This window comes from Bacillus sp. P4_E1 (assembly GCF_056401715.1).
Window position 1 is genome coordinate 1 of record NZ_JBFUIV010000037.1, and the last position, 21,364, is coordinate 21,364.

Annotated in this window: 17 protein-coding genes and 1 pseudogene; 13 read left to right on the top strand and 5 right to left on the bottom strand. The window is 31.7% G+C overall.

The features are described 5' to 3' along the window. The 3 genes and pseudogenes from AC1DS7_RS27655 to AC1DS7_RS27665 all read right to left on the bottom strand — a co-directional run. Positions 1 to 306, bottom strand: a pseudogene (locus AC1DS7_RS27655) (IS6 family transposase); the annotation flags it as partial. Beyond that, positions 263 to 415, bottom strand: a complete 153-nt coding sequence (locus tag AC1DS7_RS27660) for a hypothetical protein (protein ID WP_193339773.1) — start codon at positions 413 to 415, stop codon at positions 263 to 265. The gene AC1DS7_RS27660 and the pseudogene AC1DS7_RS27655, both read right to left, overlap by 44 nt. Positions 416 to 1,359: 944 nt before the next feature. Next, positions 1,360 to 3,069: a hypothetical protein gene (locus AC1DS7_RS27665; protein ID WP_476999354.1), complete on the bottom strand. Its 1,710-nt coding sequence runs from the start codon at positions 3,067 to 3,069 to the stop codon at positions 1,360 to 1,362. 1,277 nt (positions 3,070 to 4,346) lie between these two features. On the opposite strand from AC1DS7_RS27665, the gene AC1DS7_RS27670 reads away from it, so the two are divergent. The 12 genes from AC1DS7_RS27670 (at position 4,347) to AC1DS7_RS27725 (ending at position 18,183) form a co-directional block, all read left to right on the top strand. Beyond that, on the top strand, positions 4,347 to 6,044 hold the full coding sequence (locus tag AC1DS7_RS27670) for a helix-turn-helix domain-containing protein (protein ID WP_215601351.1): 1,698 nt from the start codon (positions 4,347 to 4,349) through the stop codon (positions 6,042 to 6,044). A 180-nt stretch (positions 6,045 to 6,224) separates the two neighbouring features. Further along, positions 6,225 to 6,701, top strand: a complete 477-nt coding sequence (locus AC1DS7_RS27675; RefSeq protein WP_012259905.1) for a GNAT family N-acetyltransferase — start codon at positions 6,225 to 6,227, stop codon at positions 6,699 to 6,701. 736 nt (positions 6,702 to 7,437) lie between these two features. Continuing rightward, positions 7,438 to 8,766: a nucleotide sugar dehydrogenase gene (locus tag AC1DS7_RS27680; protein ID WP_476999355.1), complete on the top strand. Its 1,329-nt coding sequence runs from the start codon at positions 7,438 to 7,440 to the stop codon at positions 8,764 to 8,766. 8 nt (positions 8,767 to 8,774) lie between these two features. Continuing rightward, the gene (locus tag AC1DS7_RS27685; RefSeq protein WP_476999360.1) at positions 8,775 to 9,932 is read left to right on the top strand and encodes a DegT/DnrJ/EryC1/StrS family aminotransferase; all 1,158 of its coding nucleotides are present in this window, start codon (positions 8,775 to 8,777) and stop codon (positions 9,930 to 9,932) included. 6 nt (positions 9,933 to 9,938) lie between these two features. Then, positions 9,939 to 10,862 carry an NAD-dependent epimerase/dehydratase family protein gene (locus tag AC1DS7_RS27690; RefSeq protein ID WP_340780483.1) on the top strand — a complete coding sequence of 308 codons (924 nt, stop codon included), beginning with the start codon at positions 9,939 to 9,941 and terminating at the stop codon, positions 10,860 to 10,862. Next, positions 10,837 to 12,078: an aminotransferase class V-fold PLP-dependent enzyme gene (locus tag AC1DS7_RS27695; RefSeq protein WP_476999356.1), complete on the top strand. Its 1,242-nt coding sequence runs from the start codon at positions 10,837 to 10,839 to the stop codon at positions 12,076 to 12,078. The genes AC1DS7_RS27690 and AC1DS7_RS27695 overlap by 26 nt, the downstream gene beginning before the upstream one ends. A gap of 11 nt (positions 12,079 to 12,089) precedes the next feature. After that, positions 12,090 to 12,971, top strand: a complete 882-nt coding sequence (locus AC1DS7_RS27700; RefSeq protein WP_476999357.1) for a peptidoglycan bridge formation glycyltransferase FemA/FemB family protein — start codon at positions 12,090 to 12,092, stop codon at positions 12,969 to 12,971. A 3-nt stretch (positions 12,972 to 12,974) separates the two neighbouring features. Then, a complete protein-coding gene (locus tag AC1DS7_RS27705) occupies positions 12,975 to 13,664 on the top strand; it encodes a WbqC family protein (RefSeq protein WP_002204149.1) in 690 nt (229 codons plus the stop codon). A gap of 6 nt (positions 13,665 to 13,670) precedes the next feature. Beyond that, positions 13,671 to 14,348 carry a PIG-L deacetylase family protein gene (locus AC1DS7_RS27710; protein ID WP_016102741.1) on the top strand — a complete coding sequence of 226 codons (678 nt, stop codon included), beginning with the start codon at positions 13,671 to 13,673 and terminating at the stop codon, positions 14,346 to 14,348. 11 nt (positions 14,349 to 14,359) lie between these two features. Next, positions 14,360 to 15,295, top strand: coding sequence for an apurinic/apyrimidinic endonuclease family protein (locus AC1DS7_RS27715; RefSeq protein WP_201055276.1), 936 nt, complete (start codon positions 14,360 to 14,362; stop codon positions 15,293 to 15,295). A gap of 131 nt (positions 15,296 to 15,426) precedes the next feature. After that, entirely contained in the window at positions 15,427 to 16,800 is a 1,374-nt protein-coding gene (locus AC1DS7_RS27720; protein WP_002144288.1) for a M28 family peptidase, read from the top strand. A 108-nt stretch (positions 16,801 to 16,908) separates the two neighbouring features. After that, the gene (locus tag AC1DS7_RS27725) at positions 16,909 to 18,183 is read left to right on the top strand and encodes an MDR family MFS transporter (protein WP_476999358.1); all 1,275 of its coding nucleotides are present in this window, start codon (positions 16,909 to 16,911) and stop codon (positions 18,181 to 18,183) included. A 179-nt stretch (positions 18,184 to 18,362) separates the two neighbouring features. On the opposite strand, the gene AC1DS7_RS27730 is transcribed toward AC1DS7_RS27725, so the two are convergent. Next, a complete protein-coding gene (locus tag AC1DS7_RS27730) occupies positions 18,363 to 18,830 on the bottom strand; it encodes an RsfA family transcriptional regulator (RefSeq protein WP_215601347.1) in 468 nt (155 codons plus the stop codon). Between the two features lie 425 nt (positions 18,831 to 19,255). On the opposite strand from AC1DS7_RS27730, the gene AC1DS7_RS27735 reads away from it, so the two are divergent. Continuing rightward, positions 19,256 to 20,896, top strand: coding sequence for a S8 family peptidase (locus tag AC1DS7_RS27735; RefSeq protein ID WP_012259917.1), 1,641 nt, complete (start codon positions 19,256 to 19,258; stop codon positions 20,894 to 20,896). Positions 20,897 to 21,178: 282 nt separating this feature from the next. Here the strand turns inward: AC1DS7_RS27735 and AC1DS7_RS27740 are convergent. Continuing rightward, positions 21,179 to 21,364: zinc ribbon domain-containing protein (locus AC1DS7_RS27740; protein WP_476999359.1), on the bottom strand; the 186-nt coding region annotated here is incomplete at its 5' end.

The window sequence follows — 21,364 nt, forward strand, 5'->3', positions numbered from 1 at the left end:
CTTAGGTAAAAATCGATTGTATTTCCTTTTGAATCAACAGCACGATACAGGTACATCCATTGACCTTTTACTTTGATATATGTTTCATCGACTCTCCAGGAGTCATTTGTTTGTTTAAGGTGACGTCGGATTCGTTTGTCCAATTCAGGACCGTACTGATGAACCCAACGCATAATCGTTGTATGAGAAATGGATAAGCCCCGTTCCTCCATCATTTCCACTAAATCACGAAAACTGAGGTTGTACCGTTAACAAAATAATATCAGGCTGATAATGTTTCCATTTGAATACATATTCCTTTTCCATACCAATCACGCACCTTCTTTAGATTAGTAGTATCAGTATGTCCAAGATTTGTAGATTTATTGCAATTGTCCTGAAGTTTTTGCACCAGAACCTCTTTTAAGGCAGCCATGTTGAATCCTCCAATTATTAATTGTTTAATATAATGAAAAAAGGACAAACCTAGTCCTGTTAGGGATATATAGGTTTGTCCTTTAGTATGTGGGGTAATGATATGTTTAATTACCATTATTATAACTGAATTTACAAATATTTTCAATTAGGTCTGACATCTTATTAACAGGCATACTAGTAATATTAAAATCTATTATAAATATATATCTTATATATTAAAAAGAAATAAAGATAAAACTTTTATAGGTTATCAAAAATAGGGAATAGACTTACTCCCACAAGGGAAAATTTGATATAAGAGCATAAAAAATCATAAATTGTAGAAAATGTTTCCGTAGATTCAAGGATTAATAGACTTTCAATTCTACAAAAAAGCATAAAGAAAATTATATGTTTCTACATGAAATCGGAAAGAAATTGATACAGATTACATTATATTTATTCAACCATGTAAACAGGGCGGATTTTCATTATTTTGGTAAATGGAGTAGTATTCATCGAAGAAATATCCACAATTTGTCCAGATAAAGCTGCTATTTGTTAACATTATTCAGTATTTACACATAATCCACACTATTATTGATGATTTTTATTAGATGGATGGAACGGCACTAGTATTTTCAAGGCTATTGGGAAAATATTATTCACATTTGATCATATTTTTCCTCATATCCACTGTTTTTTATAATTTTCCTTCCGATTTTTTGTAGGTATAGTAGGATAGGTTTTACTTCAGAAGAAGAATACTCCCTAGTGTTATGTGGAGAGTTATGTATAGATAGAAGAGAATTTGTATAGAAGTGCATAAAAAAAGACTCCATTTTACATGAAGTCCTTCTGATTTGGTATTTATAAATAGAGTATTAGAAAAGGGTTACTAATAAAACAAACACGAATAGCCCTCTACTTTCGATTTTTTCAAAAATAGAGAGCTTGTTACTATTATTTTATTTCCATTGCGCTTAGCACCTGATCTGGAGCTGTTATTGTTGCACCAGCACGTATTAAGTGTTCAAAGGTACGCATAAACTCTAGTAAATTAAATTGCTTTGGCAGCTCAATTACACGAAGTTTTTCTTGTGGTAGTTTATCAATTGCTTCGATAAACCATTCACGTACATCACTTGGAATCGTGCGTTCTTTATGGCCACGAACTTTTAATTTTTCACGCATTTCAATTTCTAAAGCGATATATGCATGGAGATTCACTCCCTGATCATATGCATATTTTCTAAATAACGTTTCTTCCTGGTATTTTAGGTAATTACGGTGATAAGATTCTTCAGTCACTGGTACTGCAAACTTCTGCTTGAGTAGTGCATGCACATTTTTAAACATCTTCTTAATGCTATGAAGAGAGTACATTGAATAATGTAGACCAAAATTAAAGACAGCTTGTTCGCGGTCACTATTTCTCTCTTTTGGTATATGCTGTGCAATAAGAGGATAGATACCTTCTTTTGCTGCTGTATCAAGAATTTGATATTGAGATGTTTGATGCAATAGTTTTTTCAATGTATATACAATTTTCGTTGGATATCCTTCTTTTCGATCAACCATGTCACGAAGTCCACGAATCACACCACGAATTTGACGATGACAAGTATGCTTTAAAACATGAATGAATTTATTCATGTCTGAAGAAAGTTCACCGATATTCATTTCTTGTAGGACTGATTCAATAAATTTCGCTTTACGAGCATAGGTAGCTTTTGGTGTAAATGGATCCCTGTGTTGCTCTTCTCCGGATTCTTTCGTACATAAGAAGTCCGAATGGATAGATAGATATAAGGTTGTATATCGCTTTGTATGCTTTACACCTTTTTGCATTTTGCAAATTTTGAATAGGGGATTCTCCGTACACGGTAATGCAGTTGTTAATTCTTCGATAACCGCACGGATCTGGTGCGGATATTTTTTATGTAAGAAACGATACATCCCACCAAAGTGAGTTTTGTTACCTCTTTCATCCTGCTTGTCCAAAGAACGCTTTAACGTTGTTTCTGTATGTTGTTGCATAGCAATGTCTAAGAATAGTTTCTTAGCTGCTACAGATAGCTTAAAGAAAGCCTTTGTAAATACAACAGGACTAATATATACGTATGGATTTGTCTTTTCTGTTTCTTCATTCATAAAATGAGTAAGTTTGATTGTATAGCGGCCATCTACGCCATTTTCGATAGCGATTATGTTATGTATGCTTAATTTCTTTAGAGCGATATAGAATTGTGAGTGCTGGATATGAGCAAATTCTTCTTTATATTGCTTGTAATCTTCCCACATCATATGTATCGTTACATTTGGAATGACACCATTTGTATAACATTTCTTATGTAGATATAAGAACACTTCAAGATCTGCATTCGTAATACCATATAATTTATGTTTTCTTCCTGTTTTCTCTGCAAGTGCAGACATTGCACGACGTGAAAAAGATGGTTTAGCTTGTTCGACAAAGCCTTCTACATCCGAAATACGTTCTTCGTATGTCATGTGCTGCAGAATATCTTCTAAATATGTATCTTTATAGCTGTAGTACTTCTTTTCAAATGCTTCTACAAACTTTTGCCAAGACTTTAGTGTTACTAAAACTGCATTTGTTGTTTCACCATTTAAGCTACGCTGATTTTGAATAATAAATGATTTCCCCATCTTTTTCACCTCCGTTCTACAAATTCAGAAATATATGCTAAAAGACTATAAAATATACCAATTATGATTATAGCAAATCGAAAAATGGTGAAAGGTGCTCCTTTAAGAAGAAAAATAGCAACTTGCAACAGCCTCTAAAGGCAAGTGTATCAAGGGATTGGAGAATTCTACTGATTTTTTTTGTGTTAAGGATACCGCAAACGTGTTGCAAGTTGAATTATATGTAAATGAATAAGTAAAGAAACACCTAACCCCTTGATATATAAGGGATTTAAGTGGAAATGCCAAAAAAATAAGGGTAAGGATACCGCAAACATGTTGCAAGTTAAGAAGTACGCCTATTAACCGTAAATTATACCGATTATCGTCGATATGATAGGTTTTATTAGAGTTTTATGAATCGCGATAGGGTAAGGATACCGCAAACAGTGTTGCATCTTATGAAAAAATAAGGGTAAGGATACCGCAAACGTGTTGCAAGTTGAGTTATATGTAAATGAATAAGTAAAAAACATCTAATCCCTTGATATATAAGAGATTCGAGTGAAAATGCCAAAAAAGTTAGGGGAAGGATACCGTAAATATGTTGCGTTTTATTTGTATAACTTGTTGTAAATATAAAAAACACACTTAAAAATTTTAAACTAGAACGATTTTGTGTGTAATGTATTAGGTTGAGAAAAGATTGTACTGTTGCAAGTTGGACGAAGTAGGGTAAGGATACCGCAAACGTGTTGCAAGTTGTAGAGTTAAGGAAAGAAAAGCGCAAAAGGAATGCAAGTAAAGAGGAATAGGGAAAAGAAAGAGTAAACGTGTTGCAAGTTGTAGAGTTAAGGAAAGAAAAGCGCAAAAGGAATGCAAGTAAAGAGGAATAGGGAAAAGAAAGAGCAAACGTGTTGCAAGTTGTAGAGTTAAGGAAAGAAAAGCGCAAAAGGAATGCAAGTAAAGAGGAATAGGGAAAAGAAAGAGCAAACATGTTGCAAGTTGTAGAGTTAAGGAAAGAAAAGCGCAAAAGGAATGCAAGTAAAGAGGAATAGGGAAAAGAAAGAGCAAACATGTTGCAAGTTGTAGGGTTAAGGAAAGAAAAGCGCAAAAGGAATGCAAGTAAAGAGGAATAGGGAAAAGAAAGAGCAAACACGTTGCAGGTTGTAGAATTAAGGAGAAGAAACAGCAAAACCTTTTAATTATCTGTTACAATAAATTAAATATAATAGTAGTAAAGATTTTTATGATGAAAACTACTTTGTTGTGATCCATGGTTTAGGGAGGAATATAAAGTGGATAACTTATTACAAATGTTCCGAGATGCATTGCTAATCTCTGAGCCAATTTATAAAAAGAATGAGCCATTATGGAATAAATGGAATGCATACTTTAAAGATGTTAAAAACAATAATAATAAAGTACTAACCTCACCCTATGCTTCTCCATCATTTACTGCATTAGTATCTTGGTTAGAGAAAAAGCAAGAGTCCGGAGTTACATTAGTACAAATTTATGCAAAAATTGATTCTTATAAGGAAGAAATATATAAAGAAATTGAAGGATTTATAGAAAAAGAATTTCAAGATGTAGCACCTTCAAATTCCATAATATTAGAAAATGATCAAAATGCAGATAAGCTAAATACAGTGAACCATGAGGATTATTACGAGGTAAATAATTCTGCTGTTTACTATAAATTAAGAGATGGAATTGCAAAGAATCAATTTGAAGAAGATGAAAAAAGTAAAGTCTTACAGTATCCCATTGAAACGAAGTCTTCTAATGGTGTAGCTCAACTTTCTTCACACAAAGACGAGGATTTAAGACTTACAAACACTGAAGAATCAGCTCGATGGAATACCCTTGTTGATGATGTAATGAGTAATATGGATGATTTAACGGCAGACTGTTTAGATGCAATTACAATACAGTGGATAAATGAGGCAAAATCTCCAGATGAATTCATTGATTTTTCATATGAGCAAGTTTTAGAGATGTGCAATATTCCAAAGACAGTCGTCAAAAATAAAGAATATTATCGAGCGGAAGATAAAATTAAAATAGCAAAGAGGATTGCGGCTTTAGCAAGTATTTTTATCTATTTAAATGATGATAATGAGGTCGTAGTACTAAACGATCGTGATGACGAAGGAGAACGAGTAGAATTAAAGCGTGAGGTTATTAAAAGGTTATTTGTTTTAGATTCGGTTGTATTGTGGAGACATAGTGTTACAAACGAATATATGGGGATTGAATCTTGTCGTATTAAGCCAGGTAGTTTTTTAACGAATTATTTATACGGATCAAATAATACAACAGCATTATTGTCTAAAAAGGCCCTTGAATACAATAGTTATAGACATAAATATCATAAAAGGTTAATTCGATACTTGACATGGCAATGGAGAATTAGACAAATGTATTCATCATTGAAAAAGCCCTATTCTATAGGAGGGGACAAGGGGCTACTAGCAGTAATGGATATTCCAAAAGATTGGAAGCCGAATCGTATTAGAGAACAGCTAGAGAATGTTTTAATGGATTTAGAAAATGAAAAAGTAATCTCTCATTGGGAGTATAGTGACCCGCTTGATGAACAACAAATTGGGAAACGTAACTGGTTTAAAAATTATTACGCTAACTTAGGGATAACTATTTTACCACCTGAGGAAATGCTACAGTCAATGGATAGTGGAATAGGAAAGAAATTTATAGAGGAACCACAAGAGCAATTACCTGTAGTAACAGTTGTTGAAGAGGTTAGGGAGACTGTGGAACCAGTCGAACAAAGAGAGAAGAAAATTCGGGATCAAATACTGAAAGTGCATAATGAAAAAAATGTAAGTATTCGTGAAATAGCAGATGAAGTTAGTATTTCGCCATCTACGCTGTCTAGATTTTGTAATTATAAAACAAAACGCTTGTCTAAAAAAGCATTAGAAAAGTTAACGAAATGGTGTGAGAGACAAGAAATACTAGAAAAAATGTAATGTAGACTAAAAACTACTCTTAGAAATAGAGAAAATGAAAATACACATACATTATGTATGTGTATTTTATTTAGAATAATAGATGATAGAAACCACCTACTGCATTTTAAAATGACTGTTGATATTGTCTTGTGAGAATGAATTCATTTAATATAGTAGTTAAAAGGGGGAGTATTGAAAATGAAATTAAATAATTGGGATGAAATTAGTATTGAAAAAAGTACAAACATTGGTAAAGAAGAAATGGAGTTATTATTACTAGCTGATCCTTCACCAGAAGTAGTTAATGGATACCTTAAACAAGGGGACTGTTTTGTTTTGAAAAAGGATGCTATTACTGTAGGTATTATGATTTTAATTCCTACTCGTCCTGAAACAATTGAAATTATAAATATAGCAGTTTCTGAAAAAGAACAGGGAAAAGGGTATGGGAAATATTTGCTTGGGTTTGCTATAGACTATGCTAAAAAAGAGAAATATAAAACCATAGAAATAGGGACGGGAAATTCTAGCTTAATGCAATTAGGCCTTTATCAAAAATGTGGGTTTAGAATAACAAATGTGGATAGGGATTTTTTCTTACGCAATTATGAAGAGGAAATATATGAAAACGGTATTCAATGTATAGATATGATTAGGTTAACGCAATATTTATAAAAAAATTAAAAAGTAATCATATATCAAAAATCGTAACTCTCAGTTGATTGATGAGATGTTACGATTTTTTATTTTGAATAATGTAAACCTTAACCCTTCATTAAAAAAATGAAGTATGTGAGACGGCTGGAATCGAATTGTAAATTCTTTTAATGCAACTTTATATTTAGAAAAGGTATATCTTTTATAGTTTTAATTTCAAAATGTTTCAAAATGTTTTTATTATTCAGATAGATGTTTTTCTAATAATTTCAATAAAAAGTAAAAACAGTAAAAATTATTACAGTTAATAATAAGTTAATACTCTTATTAACAAATTGATGAGTTATATTTTTCGAATTAAAAGAGAGGAAATTCTTTCTTTTTTGAGGGAGGTTCTTAATAAATGCAGCTATAACAAGTATTATGTTGTTTTAACGATATAAGAATATAGTTTTTTTAGATTAATATTTTTATAAAAATAAAATTTATTCTACATTGAGAAAGTAAAAATAAGGAAAAAAATGATTGAATCCCATAAAGTAACATGTGAATATTATAGATATATAAAATACATCGAAATTCTAGATCATTTTTATAAATCTAAATGTGCAACTAATGAGGAGGAATGATAGTGTTAATAATTTAGTTTGTTTCATTATTCAATCATTTACGTACATCTATGGGCTTTCATAACGCGCAATTATCTTTTACTGGTAAGAATTTTAATATCAAATTTCTAGGGAAGTGATAAGTAATGGTCACTGTATTAAATAATGAAATTAAAAAAACATTAGTTGAAAAAATTGTAAATAAAAGTGCGTGTATTGGGTATATTGGTCTAGGATATGTTGGACTACCATCGGCTCTTAAATGTTTAGAAGTAGGTTATACGGTAAGAGGATTCGATAAAAACCTCACTAAAATAGAAAAATTAGAATGTGGAACAAGTTATATCAGTGATATTCAGGATACTGAAATTCAAGACGCTTTACATACAAATAGATTTTTTATTAGTACAGAAATGAATTATATAAATGAATGTGATGTTGTTGTTATATGTGTTCCTACTCCTTTAGAAAAAGATAGTAAACAACCAGATTTAACATATATTCATTCAGCAGTTAATGAATTAGTCAAATACATTAGAAAGGGTACATTAATTATTCTAGAAAGTACTACTTATCCAGGTACAACAAGAGAAGAGATTTTATATAAATTAGAACATGAAACTAATTTTGAAATTGGTACAGATATTTTTGTAGCATACTCTCCAGAGAGGATTGACCCTGCGAATAAGTCATTTTCAATCCAAGATATTATTAAAATTGTAGGTGGAGTTACGCCTAATTGTACAGATTGTGCTGCAGCCTTTTATAGTAACCTAATTAAGGGGATTCATAAGGTTAGTAGTCCAGAAGTGGCAGAGACAGCGAAGTTATTAGAAAACACTTACCGTTTTATAAATATTGCTTTTATTAATGAAATGACACAAATATGTAATGAATTAAACATTAATATTTGGGAAGTAATTGATGCCTCTGGGACTAAGCCGTTTGGATTTCAAAAATTCTATCCAGGTCCTGGTGTAGGAGGACATTGTATTCCAATTGATCCTATATATTTTAAGTGGATTGCAAATAATAAAGATTTGGCAACAAGAATGATTGATGTAGCACAAGAGATTAACGAAAACATGCCAAATTATATTATTAAAAGGGCATTACAGTTACTACAAGATGAAGATAGAAAGAATGTTCTTATGATTGGCGTAGCATATAAGAAAAATGTTAACGATGCTAGAGAATCGTCAGCTTTGGATATTATGAATGGTTTAATGCTAGAAGGGTATAACGTTGATTACCATGATCCATTTATTGAGGAGCTAATTGTGGACAATCATAATGTGAAAAAATCTATCGATTTAACTATGAATGCATTAAATAAATATCATTTAATTATTGTTCATACGGATCATGATTGTATTAATTTTAATTTGCTCAATGAGGCAAATTGCTTAATTTTAGATACAAGAAACATATTTAAAGATGAGTCAATATATAAAAAAAATATTATATGTTTGTAGGTGATTATATGGTAGAATTTATTCCTTTTTATCGACCAGAAATAAATGATGAAGATGTTGAGGGAGTTATTCGTGCTCTTAAGTCTGGATGGCTTTCAAAGGGGCCAAAAGTGATAGAGTTTGAAGGTAATTTAAAAGATTATCTAAATACTGAACATGTAGTAAGTTGTAATTCAGGGACTGCGGCGTTACATTTAGCGTTATTGTCTTTGGGGATTGGATTAGAAGATGAAGTAATAGTTCCAAGTTTTACTTTTTGTTCAAGTGTAAACGTTATTATGCATGTAGGTGCAAAACCAGTATTTGTAGACATAGATGAAGAGGATTTATGTCTTGACCTCCATGATGTTAAAAGAAAAATCACGAAAAAAACTAAGGCCATTATTGCAGTTCATTTTGCTGGATACCCAGCCAAATTACAAGAACTTCAAAAGATATGTAAAGAACACGGGCTATTTCTGATAGAGGATGCGGCTCATGCATTAGGAACTAAATATGATAATACTTTGATTGGTACACATGGAGATATTATTTGTTTTAGTTTTTATGCTACTAAAAATATAACAACAGGTGAAGGTGGAGCGTTAGTCACTAAAAATGAGGAGATTGCTGAAAAAGCTAGATTATATGGTTGGCATGGCATCACCAAGAATGCATGGAATCGTTATGGCGAAAAAGGAAGTTGGCGTTATGATGTTCTATTACCTGGATTTAAGTATAACATGATGGATCTGCAAGCTAGCTTAGGGATTAGTCAGTTAAAAAGAGCTGATGAAATGATTGAAAAACGGAGGAGAATAGCGGAAATATACCAAAAGGAATTAAAAGAAATCCAAGAGTATATAACATTACCAAACTATGTAAACAATCCAAGTATAAAACATGCATGGCATTTATTTGTTATAAAGATTAATCCTAATTCTCCTATCAGTAGAGATCAGATGATTCAAGAAATGAAAAAGAGAAATATTGGGCTGAGTGTTCACTTTATTCCCGTTCATATGCATCCATATTATCAAGAGAGATTTAATGTACATTTACCCAAAACAGAAGAAGTATTTGATCAAATTATTTCATTACCATTGTATAGTGCACTTACAGAAAATGAGGTTGAACATATCGTTACGTCTTTAAAAAGTTTATACCAATTAAAGGTAGGGAGGTAAATATTTATGAAGATAGGAGTTATTGGTGGCGGTGGATTTATTGGTAAACATGTTACAAAGGAGTTAATAGCAAGAGGTTATGAAGTAATTATATTTGATAAATTTAAACCAAGTATTGATGTTCCTTTTGAAGAAATTGATATCTTAGATATTGCGACATTAAGAGAAAAGCTTATTAATGTGGATGGGGTCATACATTTAGCTGCATTAGTAGGTGTTGATAATTGTCGTTCAAATGAAGAAGATGTAGTAAGGGTGAATTTTGAAGGCACGAAAAATATTGTAGAAGTTTGTATAGAAAATGGAATAGGTAAGTTATTATTTTCTTCTAGTTCTGAGGTGTATGGGGATGGTGTGAGTGTTCCGTTTAAAGAAAATGATGTCAAAATTCCCAAATCAGCTTATGGAAAAGCTAAATTAATGTCAGAAGATTTTTTGAAAGAATATGCTAATAATAGTTTTAAAGTCAGAGTGGTACGTTATTTTAATGTATACGGTTCACAACAAAATGAAAACTTTGTGATTTCTAAGTTTTTAAAACAAGCTCATAACGGCGAAAATATGACTATTTATGGGGACGGGCAGCAAATTAGATGCTTTAGTTATATTAGCGATATTGTTAACGGAACGATATTAGCATTTGAATATGAAAGAGAGAATTTTGCAGATTTTAATATAGGAAATAACAAGCCTATATCTATGGAGGAATTAGCGGGGAAAATCAATGAGTTAATGGGAAACAAAAGTGAAATTGAATTTCTTAATTTAGGGGATGAGGGAGTAAGAGATTCTAATATTGAAATATTCAGAAGAATACCTTCAATAGAGAAGGCTCAATTATTATTAAACTATCAGCCGGTTATTTCATTAAATAGAGGATTAGAGAAAATAATAGAGGAGAAATATGGAAACACAGTATCTATATCCTAAAAATCCTAAAAAAATTAAGTATCCAATATATCCTTCTTTTTGGAGTGTATTTGATCATATATATTTTTTGAAAAGTATATATAGATCCAATCATTCTAATCTAAAAGAGAGTTTACAAACTCTCTACCCTAATTCCGAAATTATATTAACTAATAGTGGTTCGTCGGCATTAGTAGCAGGGTTAAAGTATCTAAACATAAAAAAAGAGGATGAAGTAATTTTATCAAATTTTAATTGTCCTAATGTAATAGAGGCTGTATTAACAGTAGGAGCAAAACCTGTATTAATTGATTTGACTACTGATTACTCACTTTCTCTTAATAAAATAAAAAAATATTCAAATGAAAATACAAGAGCAATTATTCTTACACATGTCTATGGATGTCATGAAGATTTAGAGGTTATTAATTGGGCCAGAGACAATGATATTTATATAATTGATGATGCAGCACAAGCAATGTTCTCTTATCAAAACGAAAAATCAATTGGTAGTTTAGGTGACATTGGAATTTTAAGTTTTGGGGGAACTAAACCCATCCCGAGTATAGGGGGAGGAGCGTTACTTCTTAATTATACGGTAAATGACTTGTGTGACATGGAAGAAGAAAAGAAGGAAGAAGTGTTTTTAGATTATAAAAACCACCTGAAAACGCAATTAGCTTTAAGAATTAAGAAGAGTAGGCTACTGAGTTTATTTACTGATTATTGGGGAAAGTTAGGAATTCTTCCTTCCTATAATGATAGCAAATTGGATTCTTTGCCAGAGGAAACGGAAGTTATATATCCAAAAACAATGTCCACATTACGTTCATTGCTAATTGATAGACACTTAAAGAGAATGAAAAAGATTTTAGAAATTAATATATATAATGCTAGTTTGTGTTATACGATGCTGCAATCAATTGAAGAAAAGTACGGGGTAAAGATTATATTTTCAGCTCAGAATGTATATTTGAACTATTTCACTATTATTTTCAAAGAACCATCTGATAGATATGAATGTTCCGTATATTTGGCTGGAAAAGGAATACAAACTTGTTGGAATTATCTACCTCTAAGTGAAATCCCTATCTTTTCCAAGTACGCCACTGAGTCAGAAAATATAGAATTTTTATGGTCAAGAGTATTATCAATACCTTTTAAATATCCGTTAAGGAAAAAAGACCTTAAGTATATATGTAGTCAAATTCTAATATATTTAGAGAAAAAGAAGTAAAAGGTGATTATATGGAAATCGAAATATGTACTGATGCCCAATATTGGGATGCTTGTATGGAAGAATATAATGGTTCTGTATTCCATTGTTATGAATGGGGAAAATTAATGGAATTATTACCTGGTGTTCAATTTTTTCCAGTATTAATTAAAACAAGGGATACAGTAGTTTTATCTCCTATATATGTACAGGATGGTAGGGTGCTGGGAAGTTTAATTGGTTATGGAGGCCCTGTAATCATTGGCCAAGATAAAATAGATTTTGCATTTTATGAATCGATAATAAATAGGAAGTTTGAAAATAAAATTCAAAAACTTTTATTACCTATAACAATAAATCCTTTTCAAAGTTATAGTGATGAAAAATGGGAGTATAAAGAAACTTATATGTTAGATCTACCAAATAATTTTGAGGATTTGTGGACATCGTGTTCAGGAAAAGCTAGGACAAGTGTTAGATATGCACGTAAACAGAATGTTGAAATTCGGCCTATAGCTTTAGAAGAATTAGATGAATTTTACAATTTATATCAGGAACATAATAACAGTATAGGGGCGAGTTATTCATTTAGTAGAGAGTTTTTTTATTGTTTATTTATTAATTTAAAAGAAAGAATCCTTTTCTTAGGAGCATTCTTAGAAGAAGAACTAATTAGTTCCAGTATATTTATAATGGATAAACAAGTTTTATATTACTGGATTAATATTAATAATATCAAAGGGAAAAATACACAATCTTCATATTTGCTACTAAATGATGCGTTTGAATTAGCAATTCATAATAAATTAAAGTATGCGGATTTAGGATATTCGCATAATAAAGGAATTGCTAGACCAAAGATATACTGGGGAGCAGTTTTGAAAAAATGTTTTTGTTTAAAAGAGAGGATTTAAACTATGATTATTAGTGGCCACCAACCAAGTTATTTACCTTGGTATGGTTTTTTTGAAAAAATTCATAAATCGGATGTGTTTGTATTTCATGATATAGCACAATTTGAAAAGAAAGGTTTTTTAAATAGAAATCGTATTAAAACTTCCCAAGGAGTATCCTGGTTAACGGTTCCGATGCAAATGAAAAATTATAAAGAAATCCCATTGAATAAGTTAAAGATAGACAATACACAAGATTGGGAGCGAAAGCATTGGAAGACAATAAGAATTAATTACTCTAATGCGCCCTATTTCAATGTATACAAGGATTATCTAGAAAATTTTTATTCAGAAAAATGGGATAATCTAAATAGTATGAATATGAACTTTATTCATTTTATTATTCAAGAATTAAATATTGATACGGAATTATATTATGCATCAGAGCTAGAGGGGATTACAGGGAAAAAAAGTGATTTTGTATTAGAGCTTTGTCAAAAGTTTAATGCCAATACTTATTATTCTGGAAGTTTAGGTCAAGATTATTTAATAGAAAGTGATTTTGAGCATGAAAATATAGAAATCATATACCAAAGGATAAGAGAGTATTCTTACCCACAGTTATTTGGAGAGTTTATACCGCATTTATCTATGCTAGATGTTTTATTAAATTGTGGTCCAGAGGAAACAGAAAAATTTATTAAAGGAGTTTAAAATCATATGAATGTACTTGTATTTGCTGCACATCCGGATGATGAAATTATTGGTGTTGGTGGAACAATAGCAAAACACGTGGAACAAGGTGATGATGTACATGTTGTAATCCTTGCAGAGGGGAAATCTTCGAGATCTAAAGAATACAGAGAACTAGATTTAGAGGTTAAGAGCCTGTCTTATAAAGAAACGGAGGGGGCATGTACTACACTTGGTGTAACAAGTTTTGTGAGGTTAGATTTTCCTGATAATCGTCTTGATACATTGCCATTACTAGATGTTGTAAAAGAAATTGAAGAGCACATTAATAAAATAAATCCTACGATTATTTATACTCAATATGGCGGAGATATAAATATCGATCATACTGTTGTTTATAGAGCAGTGATGACAGCTACACGACCTCTACCAAATAGTAATATTAAATGGGTGTTTGCATATGAAACCTTATCTTCTACTGAGTGGAATTATAATGAGAAAGATAAGTTTCTTCCTAATTATTTCGTAAATATTGAAGAACATTTGGAGACGAAATTAAATGCGATGAAACATTATGAATCGGAGTTAAGGGAATTTCCTCACCCACGTTCAATAGAAGCAATGAAGCACAATGCTTTTGTATGGGGAGCAAAGTCAGGATATAAAGCGGCTGAGGCATTTATGTTAGTAAGAGGAACATGGTAGGTGAAGAGAATATGTTAATACCGCAGGTACCATTCTTTGGATTAGATAGCAAACAAATAGATTTAAAATGGGTTGAACAAGGTTATGGATTAGAAGCAAATATTTTTGATGGAGAATCTTTACATGATAAGTCATATACAACAAAGTTTTCAGATGTACTTTCTTTTGTTCAAACACTTAATCCATCTTTATTAACCTTGCATTTTCCAACTGATAATGCAGACTATTTAAATAGTGAATTTATAAAAAAACAGTTATATGAGTTTATTAATCTTGCTATAAAATATAACGCAGCAGGTATAACAGTTCATGCTAATCAATTTATGAACATAGCAGAATTTCAAAAGTATAATCTTATTGATAATAGAAAAAGAATTATAGAGTTCTTTAAAATGATAGATGAGGAAATAAAAGGAACCAATATATGGATAGGTGTTGAAAACTTACCCATCATTGGAAACTTAGGTGATGACTTTGATCCTATATTTGTATACCCAGAAGATTTTAATGACTTGGTAAATTTAGATTTATCTAATGTTGGAATAACGTGGGATATATGCCATTGGTCTATCACTTATCTTACACGTCTAGGTATTTCTAAATTATTAAGACAAGAGGAAATTGAGTATAAAGACTTTCATAAGTATATAAATTTAATGGATCATATCAAACATTTACATTTTAGTTCTTTTAAACATTTGACGATTCCTTATAGTGAGGTACGCTGCTTTGAGGGAGAAAGTCCGACTAATGGTTCTATTAACGAAAATTTATTACATGAAACTTTATTAAAAGTAAATAATCAAGTTTCAAGTAGAAATATAGGAATTGTATTCGAAGTACAGGAGACTGATTACACAAATAGAGTGAAATCATGGGAGACTCTTAATTGGTTCCAAAAGAATATTACTGGCATACAAGCAAACTCGAATTTTTTAAAGATATAAAAAGAGTTACTGCTTTAATATCATAACAAGTAATTTGAGTTAGAGATGATTTTAATGAACCTTTTCTTCTAAATAAGTATGTTAGGAGGGAAGGTTTTACTATTAATGTTTCCTAATAAAAGGGAGGACAAATGAAAAAATTAACTATTACCCCAAAAAACATTGTAAGTTTTGGAATTCTATTTCTTTTCTTTTTTAGTAATCCATATGGAGAACCAGTAAAAGTAAATGCTATGGTTAATAATAATCTGTATTCTCCTGTGACAGAACAAGTTCGTGCTAATCGTGCCATTGAGCATATACGTTTTCTTTCTGAAAAAATTGGTCCACGGCCAAGTGGGACTATGCAAGAACATAGAGCAGCTAAATACATTGGAGATACATTGCAGAAATTAGGATATGAGGTTGAGTATCAAGCATTCCCTGTACCTGATCAATATATTGGAAGTATTTCTTTTAGTATGTATGGGGAAAAAGATTGGCAGGTTGGGGCAGCATCTAATGCATTTATATCTACAAATCCAGTGGTTGGCTCGGTAGTTTTTATAGGAAAAGAAACCAATATTAATAGTTTATCTGAGTCGATCCAGGGGAAGATAGTATTATTAGAACAAGCCGATACTATTGAAAAATATAATGAACAGGTTGAGCATGTAGCGATAAAGGGAGCAAAGGGTGTGTTGTTATATAGTACGATTGGGGATAGAGGGAACTATGGAGAAGCTTTTAATCCAGTTTTAAAAAAGAAACAATCGATACCTGTATTTGGGCTTGCCTATAATCAGGGGATTAGAATGAAAGAAAAGTTATTACATAATCACAATGTAGTCAGTTTAAAGGCAAAGCAAGAAGTAAATTTACGCTCATCAAATGTTATTGCGAAAAAAAAGCCTAAACATACGACAGGTGATGAGGAAGTAACAATAATGAGTGCTCATTATGATAGTGTTATTGGGGCACCTGGAGCAAACGATAATGCTTCTGGAGTAGGGCTTTTATTAGAGTTGGCTTACAATTTTAAGGATATAGAGACTAATAAAGAAATTCAATTTATTGCTTTTGGAGCGGAAGAAAATGAATCTTTAGGAGCTTATCATTATGTTAATCAGTTATCTGCTAAAGACAAAACACGTATTCGAGGAGTGTTTAATGCAGATATGATTGCAACAAGTTATCATCAGGCTAAGGATTTATATGCAATGACGTTAGATGGCTCTCAAAATGAAGTAACAAATACTGCTGTAGCTACTAGTAAAGAATTGAGGAAATCGGTTGTGTTAACTGGAAAGTTTGATTCTAGTGATCATGTACCATTTAACCAAGCTGGAATTCCCTCTGCTTTATTTATATGGATGGATGTAGAGAGTTGGGATCCTCTTATTTATCATGTTGAAAGGGTTTTCCATACACCTCAAGATACCGTTTTAGAGAACATCTCGGCTCAACGTATGCAAGATGCACTGGAGATTATTGGTACGAGTTTATATTATTTTATCAAAAGATAAGTATTTTTATGAATTGGTAGCTTATTTTGCTAAATTTAGATTTTGGTAAAAGTGTTATAAAGCTCTTTACGTAATAAAAAATATACAGTGAGCATAGGTGAGGTATATATGAGAAGTACAAGGAAAGAGTTCAAGGGGATGGACCTTAATGTATGGATTCGCTTTATTGGAGAAGCTTTAAATGGTATTGCAATGATGATGTTAATGCCATTTTTCGCATTATATTTAAAGGATAAAGTGGATTCTTTGCTTGAGGTAGGTGTGATTATAGCTTTATCTCCAATTGCAGCAAGTATAGGCTCGTTAATTGGAGGACATATAGCAGATACTTATGGCCGGAAACCAACTATGGTACTCTCTATGGCTAGTAATGGGTTATTAATGCTGTTTTTTTTGGTCATAGATGGTTTTATAGCATATGCAATCTTATCTATCGGTTTAGGGTTATGTAACTCTTTTTTTGAACCAGCCGCATCTGCAATGGTTACGGATGTAACAGAACCAGAAAAAAGAACTGAGGCATATGGATTACTTAGAATGGCTCATAATATAGGAGCAGCGATAGGTCCTATAATTGGCGCAGCAGTTGTAGTTGTATCAAAAGATGTCATCTTTTTGATTACTTCTGGAACCATGCTGTTTTATACAATATTAATGGTACTGTTTTTAAAGGAAACAAAACCTAAAAATGTCATGATACATGAAGAAACACCTGAAAATTCAATAAGATCCACATTAAGAGTTGTTATAAGGGATAGGATATTACTTTTCTATATAGTTACAGGAATCATTATATTTATGGGATTTTCGCAATCGGAAGGTATGTTACCGCTTCATTTTAGTAATGAGAAGACAATGATTTTTGGAAATAGTAATCCATTTCCATATTTAATGACGTTAAATGGCCTATTAGTTGTTTTTTTTCAATTTCCCATTTCAAAATGGTTAACTCACAAATCGATTGGGAAATCAATGCTATATGGCGCAATTCTTTTTGGTATTGGTCTTTTGGCAATAGGATGGTTACCAAAGTGGTTTCAAGTAATAAACACAAACGATTTAGTTATTTTAGTTTCATTATTAATAGCTTATACAGTTTATACTTTAGGAGAAATGATTATGTCACCTGTCCAAATGACTTTCGTTGCTAATTTAGCTCCAGAACATTTGAGGGGTACTTATATGGGAGCCGCTAATCTGCAGTGGATTACAGGTAATATATTAGGGCCTCTTTTAGGCGGTTTATTACTGGAGCATCTTCTAGGGCATATATTATTTACAATCTTAGGTGTGGGATGTGTTATGTCTGGATTTGTTTACTTATTATTAGATAAACTTGTTGAGAATAGAAGCAAACAGATACCTATAAAACAAACATCTTAATTTTAAAAGTGTTATCGAGTTGAAAAAAATTTCTATTTTATGACTTAAGTAAAGCGCACGTTTATTAACAATAAACGTGCGCTTTACTTATTATCATTTATAATGTATTGAAATTAATTCATACATAGTAATTTTGACAGGCTACGGTTTTAATATGATAAAAATTAATTTGATTCTTCTTAGTCGACTACAATCAGATTTCTTGCCTTATCGATATGGTTAAGTAACATACGATACTCTTCTTCGTATGTAGTTAACCGTTGGAGAAGGGATTTATTCTCTGCCGTTAAATATTCAATTTGCTGTTGTAAATTGTTCACTTCATTCACTTCTTTATAATTTTGTAGAAAGATAATAATGTCATCTAATGTCATAGATAAAGATTTTGTTTCTTTTGTTTGTTGGATGGGGGACTTGTTGTTTCCAGATTTTCGATTTTGTTTCGCCTGTTGTATTTCTTCTTCGTATTGTTTTCGTACGTATGAGTTCCAACGAAATCCGCAAGCTGCAGGTGTCCTAGCCAATTGTTTAGCAACTGCTTTAAATGCAGCTAACTGTGTTCCACCGTCACGAATATTTTGAAGTACTATTGTTGCGAGAAGTGAATCGTTATCGTTAGTCCAGGAATCTTGTCTTGAAATTACCATTTTTCAATCCCCCTTATATGCCTTTAATTACATATATGCAATTACTTAAAATGATAGAATCCCAACTTCTCTTAAAATGTAAAGGTTTTATACTTAAATAAGAGATCGGTTTAATATGAGGAGAATAAGACTCAAATTAAAATAATTAGGAGTAAGTTGATAGAAGTATACACTCTTTAAAATGCGAAATTGCATAAAAAATAAGGTTGACTATTTATTATAGTTGTAACTATACTGGTTACAGTAATGTAACTAAAGTAATAGATTTGATGGTATGAACTAGTTGTATTAATGATATATAAGTGAATATAAAAAAATGAATGGAGTTGAAAATATAACCCTAAATATAAGACGCTTGTATAAAAAAGAAGTTAGGTAATCTATAGTTTTTTATAATCATATATAAATTAAAAGAGGTGCACGGTTTGAAAATTTTTAAGGGAATTCTAGTTTCTTCAATTGCGTTAACAGCATTTAATGGGGTAGGTGGTATACTTCCAAGTGAAAAATCAGAAGTTGCCTACGCAGCTACTTACAATTATTCAAATAAGCAATTGAACTCTACTGTACATAAGCAAGTTACTAAACAATTAATTTTGAAATTTAAAAATGAAGCAAATTTACCATATCAGGATGGGATAGAAAAATTTATTAAAGAAGAAAAACAAGACCCTGAATTAATTAAAATTTTAGCCGAATACCCAAATATAACTATAAATCGACTTTTTAGTTCTTTAAATCCTACAGAAATTAAAAATTTAGGTAAAGAAATAAAAGACTCCGATCATATTTCTTCTAATTTGCTAAACTATTATATTGTAGAAACCCAAGTTGATATTGATGTACAAGCATTACTTGTAAAATTTGAGAAATCATCTCTTGTTGAAACGGCATATCTACAGGAAGAAGAAGCGCCACCAGAAGAGCGTTTACCAAATTTATCTGTTAATCCATATGATGAGCCTAGACTTACAAGGCAAGGTTACCTTGAACCAGCACCATTAGGAATCAATGCACCTTATGCCTGGAGTATAAAAGGTGGAGATGGAAAAGGAACAACTTTTGTAGATATGGAGTATGGCTGGTTATTTACTCATGAAGATTTAGTGAATCAGAATATCGAATTGATATCCGGACAGAATAAGAGTGAACACCATGATCATGGTACCTCGGTTTTAGGGATTGTTTCTGCAGAGGATAATAACATAGGTGGAATTGGGATTGCACCAAAAGCTAAGGTAAAGGTTGTATCTCAGATTAGGGATAACGGAAGGTATAATACAGCTGATGCTATATTAAGTGCAGTTAACAATATGCAAGCTGGGGATATCCTTTTATTAGAAGCTCAAGCAACTTACGATGGATATGGAGATAAGAACTATCTTCCTGTAGAAGTAAAACCGGATATATTTGATGCAATTCGTATGGGAGCAAATAAGGGAATCATTATTATTGAAGCTGGTGCAAACGGCGGAAATGATTTGGATCAATTTAAAGACCGTAATGGTAAACAAATTTTAAATCGTAATAGTCCTGATTTTAAAGATTCAGGGGCAATTATGGTTGGAGCAGCTTCTGCAAGGGTCCCTCATAAACGTTCATATTTCTCTAATTACGGTAGTAGAGTGGATGTTTATGGATGGGGAAATGCAGTAGACACAACAGATGCAAAACCAAGTGAATTTATGACAAATCTATATACATCTAGCTTTAGCGGAACGTCTAGTGCATCACCTATTATTGCTGGTGCTGCTGCATCAATTCAAGGAATTGCAAAAAATAGTCAGGGGAAAGTATATACACCGAGCCAGCTAAGGGATATTTTAAGTGATTCTAGTACTGGAACGAAATCTAATGATCCAACTTCTGATAAAATTGGTGTTTTACCTGACTTAAAAGCCATTTTATCTAAACTTGGTTTTTCACCAAACTTAAGTAATGATTCTTCCATTGTATTTCCTGAGGAACAAGAAATAAATAAAGGAAATGAAGGATCTACTATTACATTCCCAAAAGAGGATTCCGCTAATAGTGAAGGGAACTCTAGTTTCATTTTCCCAGAATAATTGTAGAGATATCTTTTATTTAGTATGAAAGACTTTTATATAAATAGTTGTTTATAATACTAGTCAGATAGGCTCTTATGTGTAATAGCATAAGAGCCTATCTGTTGTACTTTTAACCATATGAGGAGGAAAGTACTTCTGGATATATTTTTAGTGTAGTGAAGTGTCTTATATCTACATTTATATAATATTCAGTGTAGCCTCATTTTGAACTACCCCCACTTTCACTTCGTTTAGAAGAGGGGGATTCCTAAGTAAAGAGTTCTATCGAACTCTAATTTATTAGGCTAGCTCCACAGTCCTTGCGGTTAGAAGCCTTATCGCTTCATTCTTTAGATTGATACTTGCGTTAATATCTCTATCATGGTGTGTAAGACAAGAAGGGCAGTCCCATTTACGTAGGTTTAGATTTTTAACGTCTTTGTTTTGATATCCACAACAAGAACATAATTGGCTTGAAGCAAATGT

Coding starts and splice junctions, on each gene's coding strand:
- AC1DS7_RS27660 (WP_193339773.1), bottom strand. CDS start 415: ATGGCTGCCTTAAAAGAGGTTCTGGTGCAAAAACTTCAGGACAATTGC.
- AC1DS7_RS27665 (WP_476999354.1), bottom strand. CDS start 3,069: ATGGGGAAATCATTTATTATTCAAAATCAGCGTAGCTTAAATGGTGAA.
- AC1DS7_RS27675 (WP_012259905.1), top strand. CDS start 6,225: ATGAAATTAAATAATTGGGATGAAATTAGTATTGAAAAAAGTACAAAC.
- AC1DS7_RS27680 (WP_476999355.1), top strand. CDS start 7,438: ATGGTCACTGTATTAAATAATGAAATTAAAAAAACATTAGTTGAAAAA.
- AC1DS7_RS27685 (WP_476999360.1), top strand. CDS start 8,775: ATGGTAGAATTTATTCCTTTTTATCGACCAGAAATAAATGATGAAGAT.
- AC1DS7_RS27690 (WP_340780483.1), top strand. CDS start 9,939: ATGAAGATAGGAGTTATTGGTGGCGGTGGATTTATTGGTAAACATGTT.
- AC1DS7_RS27695 (WP_476999356.1), top strand. CDS start 10,837: ATGGAAACACAGTATCTATATCCTAAAAATCCTAAAAAAATTAAGTAT.
- AC1DS7_RS27700 (WP_476999357.1), top strand. CDS start 12,090: ATGGAAATCGAAATATGTACTGATGCCCAATATTGGGATGCTTGTATG.
- AC1DS7_RS27705 (WP_002204149.1), top strand. CDS start 12,975: ATGATTATTAGTGGCCACCAACCAAGTTATTTACCTTGGTATGGTTTT.
- AC1DS7_RS27710 (WP_016102741.1), top strand. CDS start 13,671: ATGAATGTACTTGTATTTGCTGCACATCCGGATGATGAAATTATTGGT.
- AC1DS7_RS27715 (WP_201055276.1), top strand. CDS start 14,360: ATGTTAATACCGCAGGTACCATTCTTTGGATTAGATAGCAAACAAATA.
- AC1DS7_RS27720 (WP_002144288.1), top strand. CDS start 15,427: ATGAAAAAATTAACTATTACCCCAAAAAACATTGTAAGTTTTGGAATT.
- AC1DS7_RS27725 (WP_476999358.1), top strand. CDS start 16,909: ATGAGAAGTACAAGGAAAGAGTTCAAGGGGATGGACCTTAATGTATGG.
- AC1DS7_RS27730 (WP_215601347.1), bottom strand. CDS start 18,830: ATGGTAATTTCAAGACAAGATTCCTGGACTAACGATAACGATTCACTT.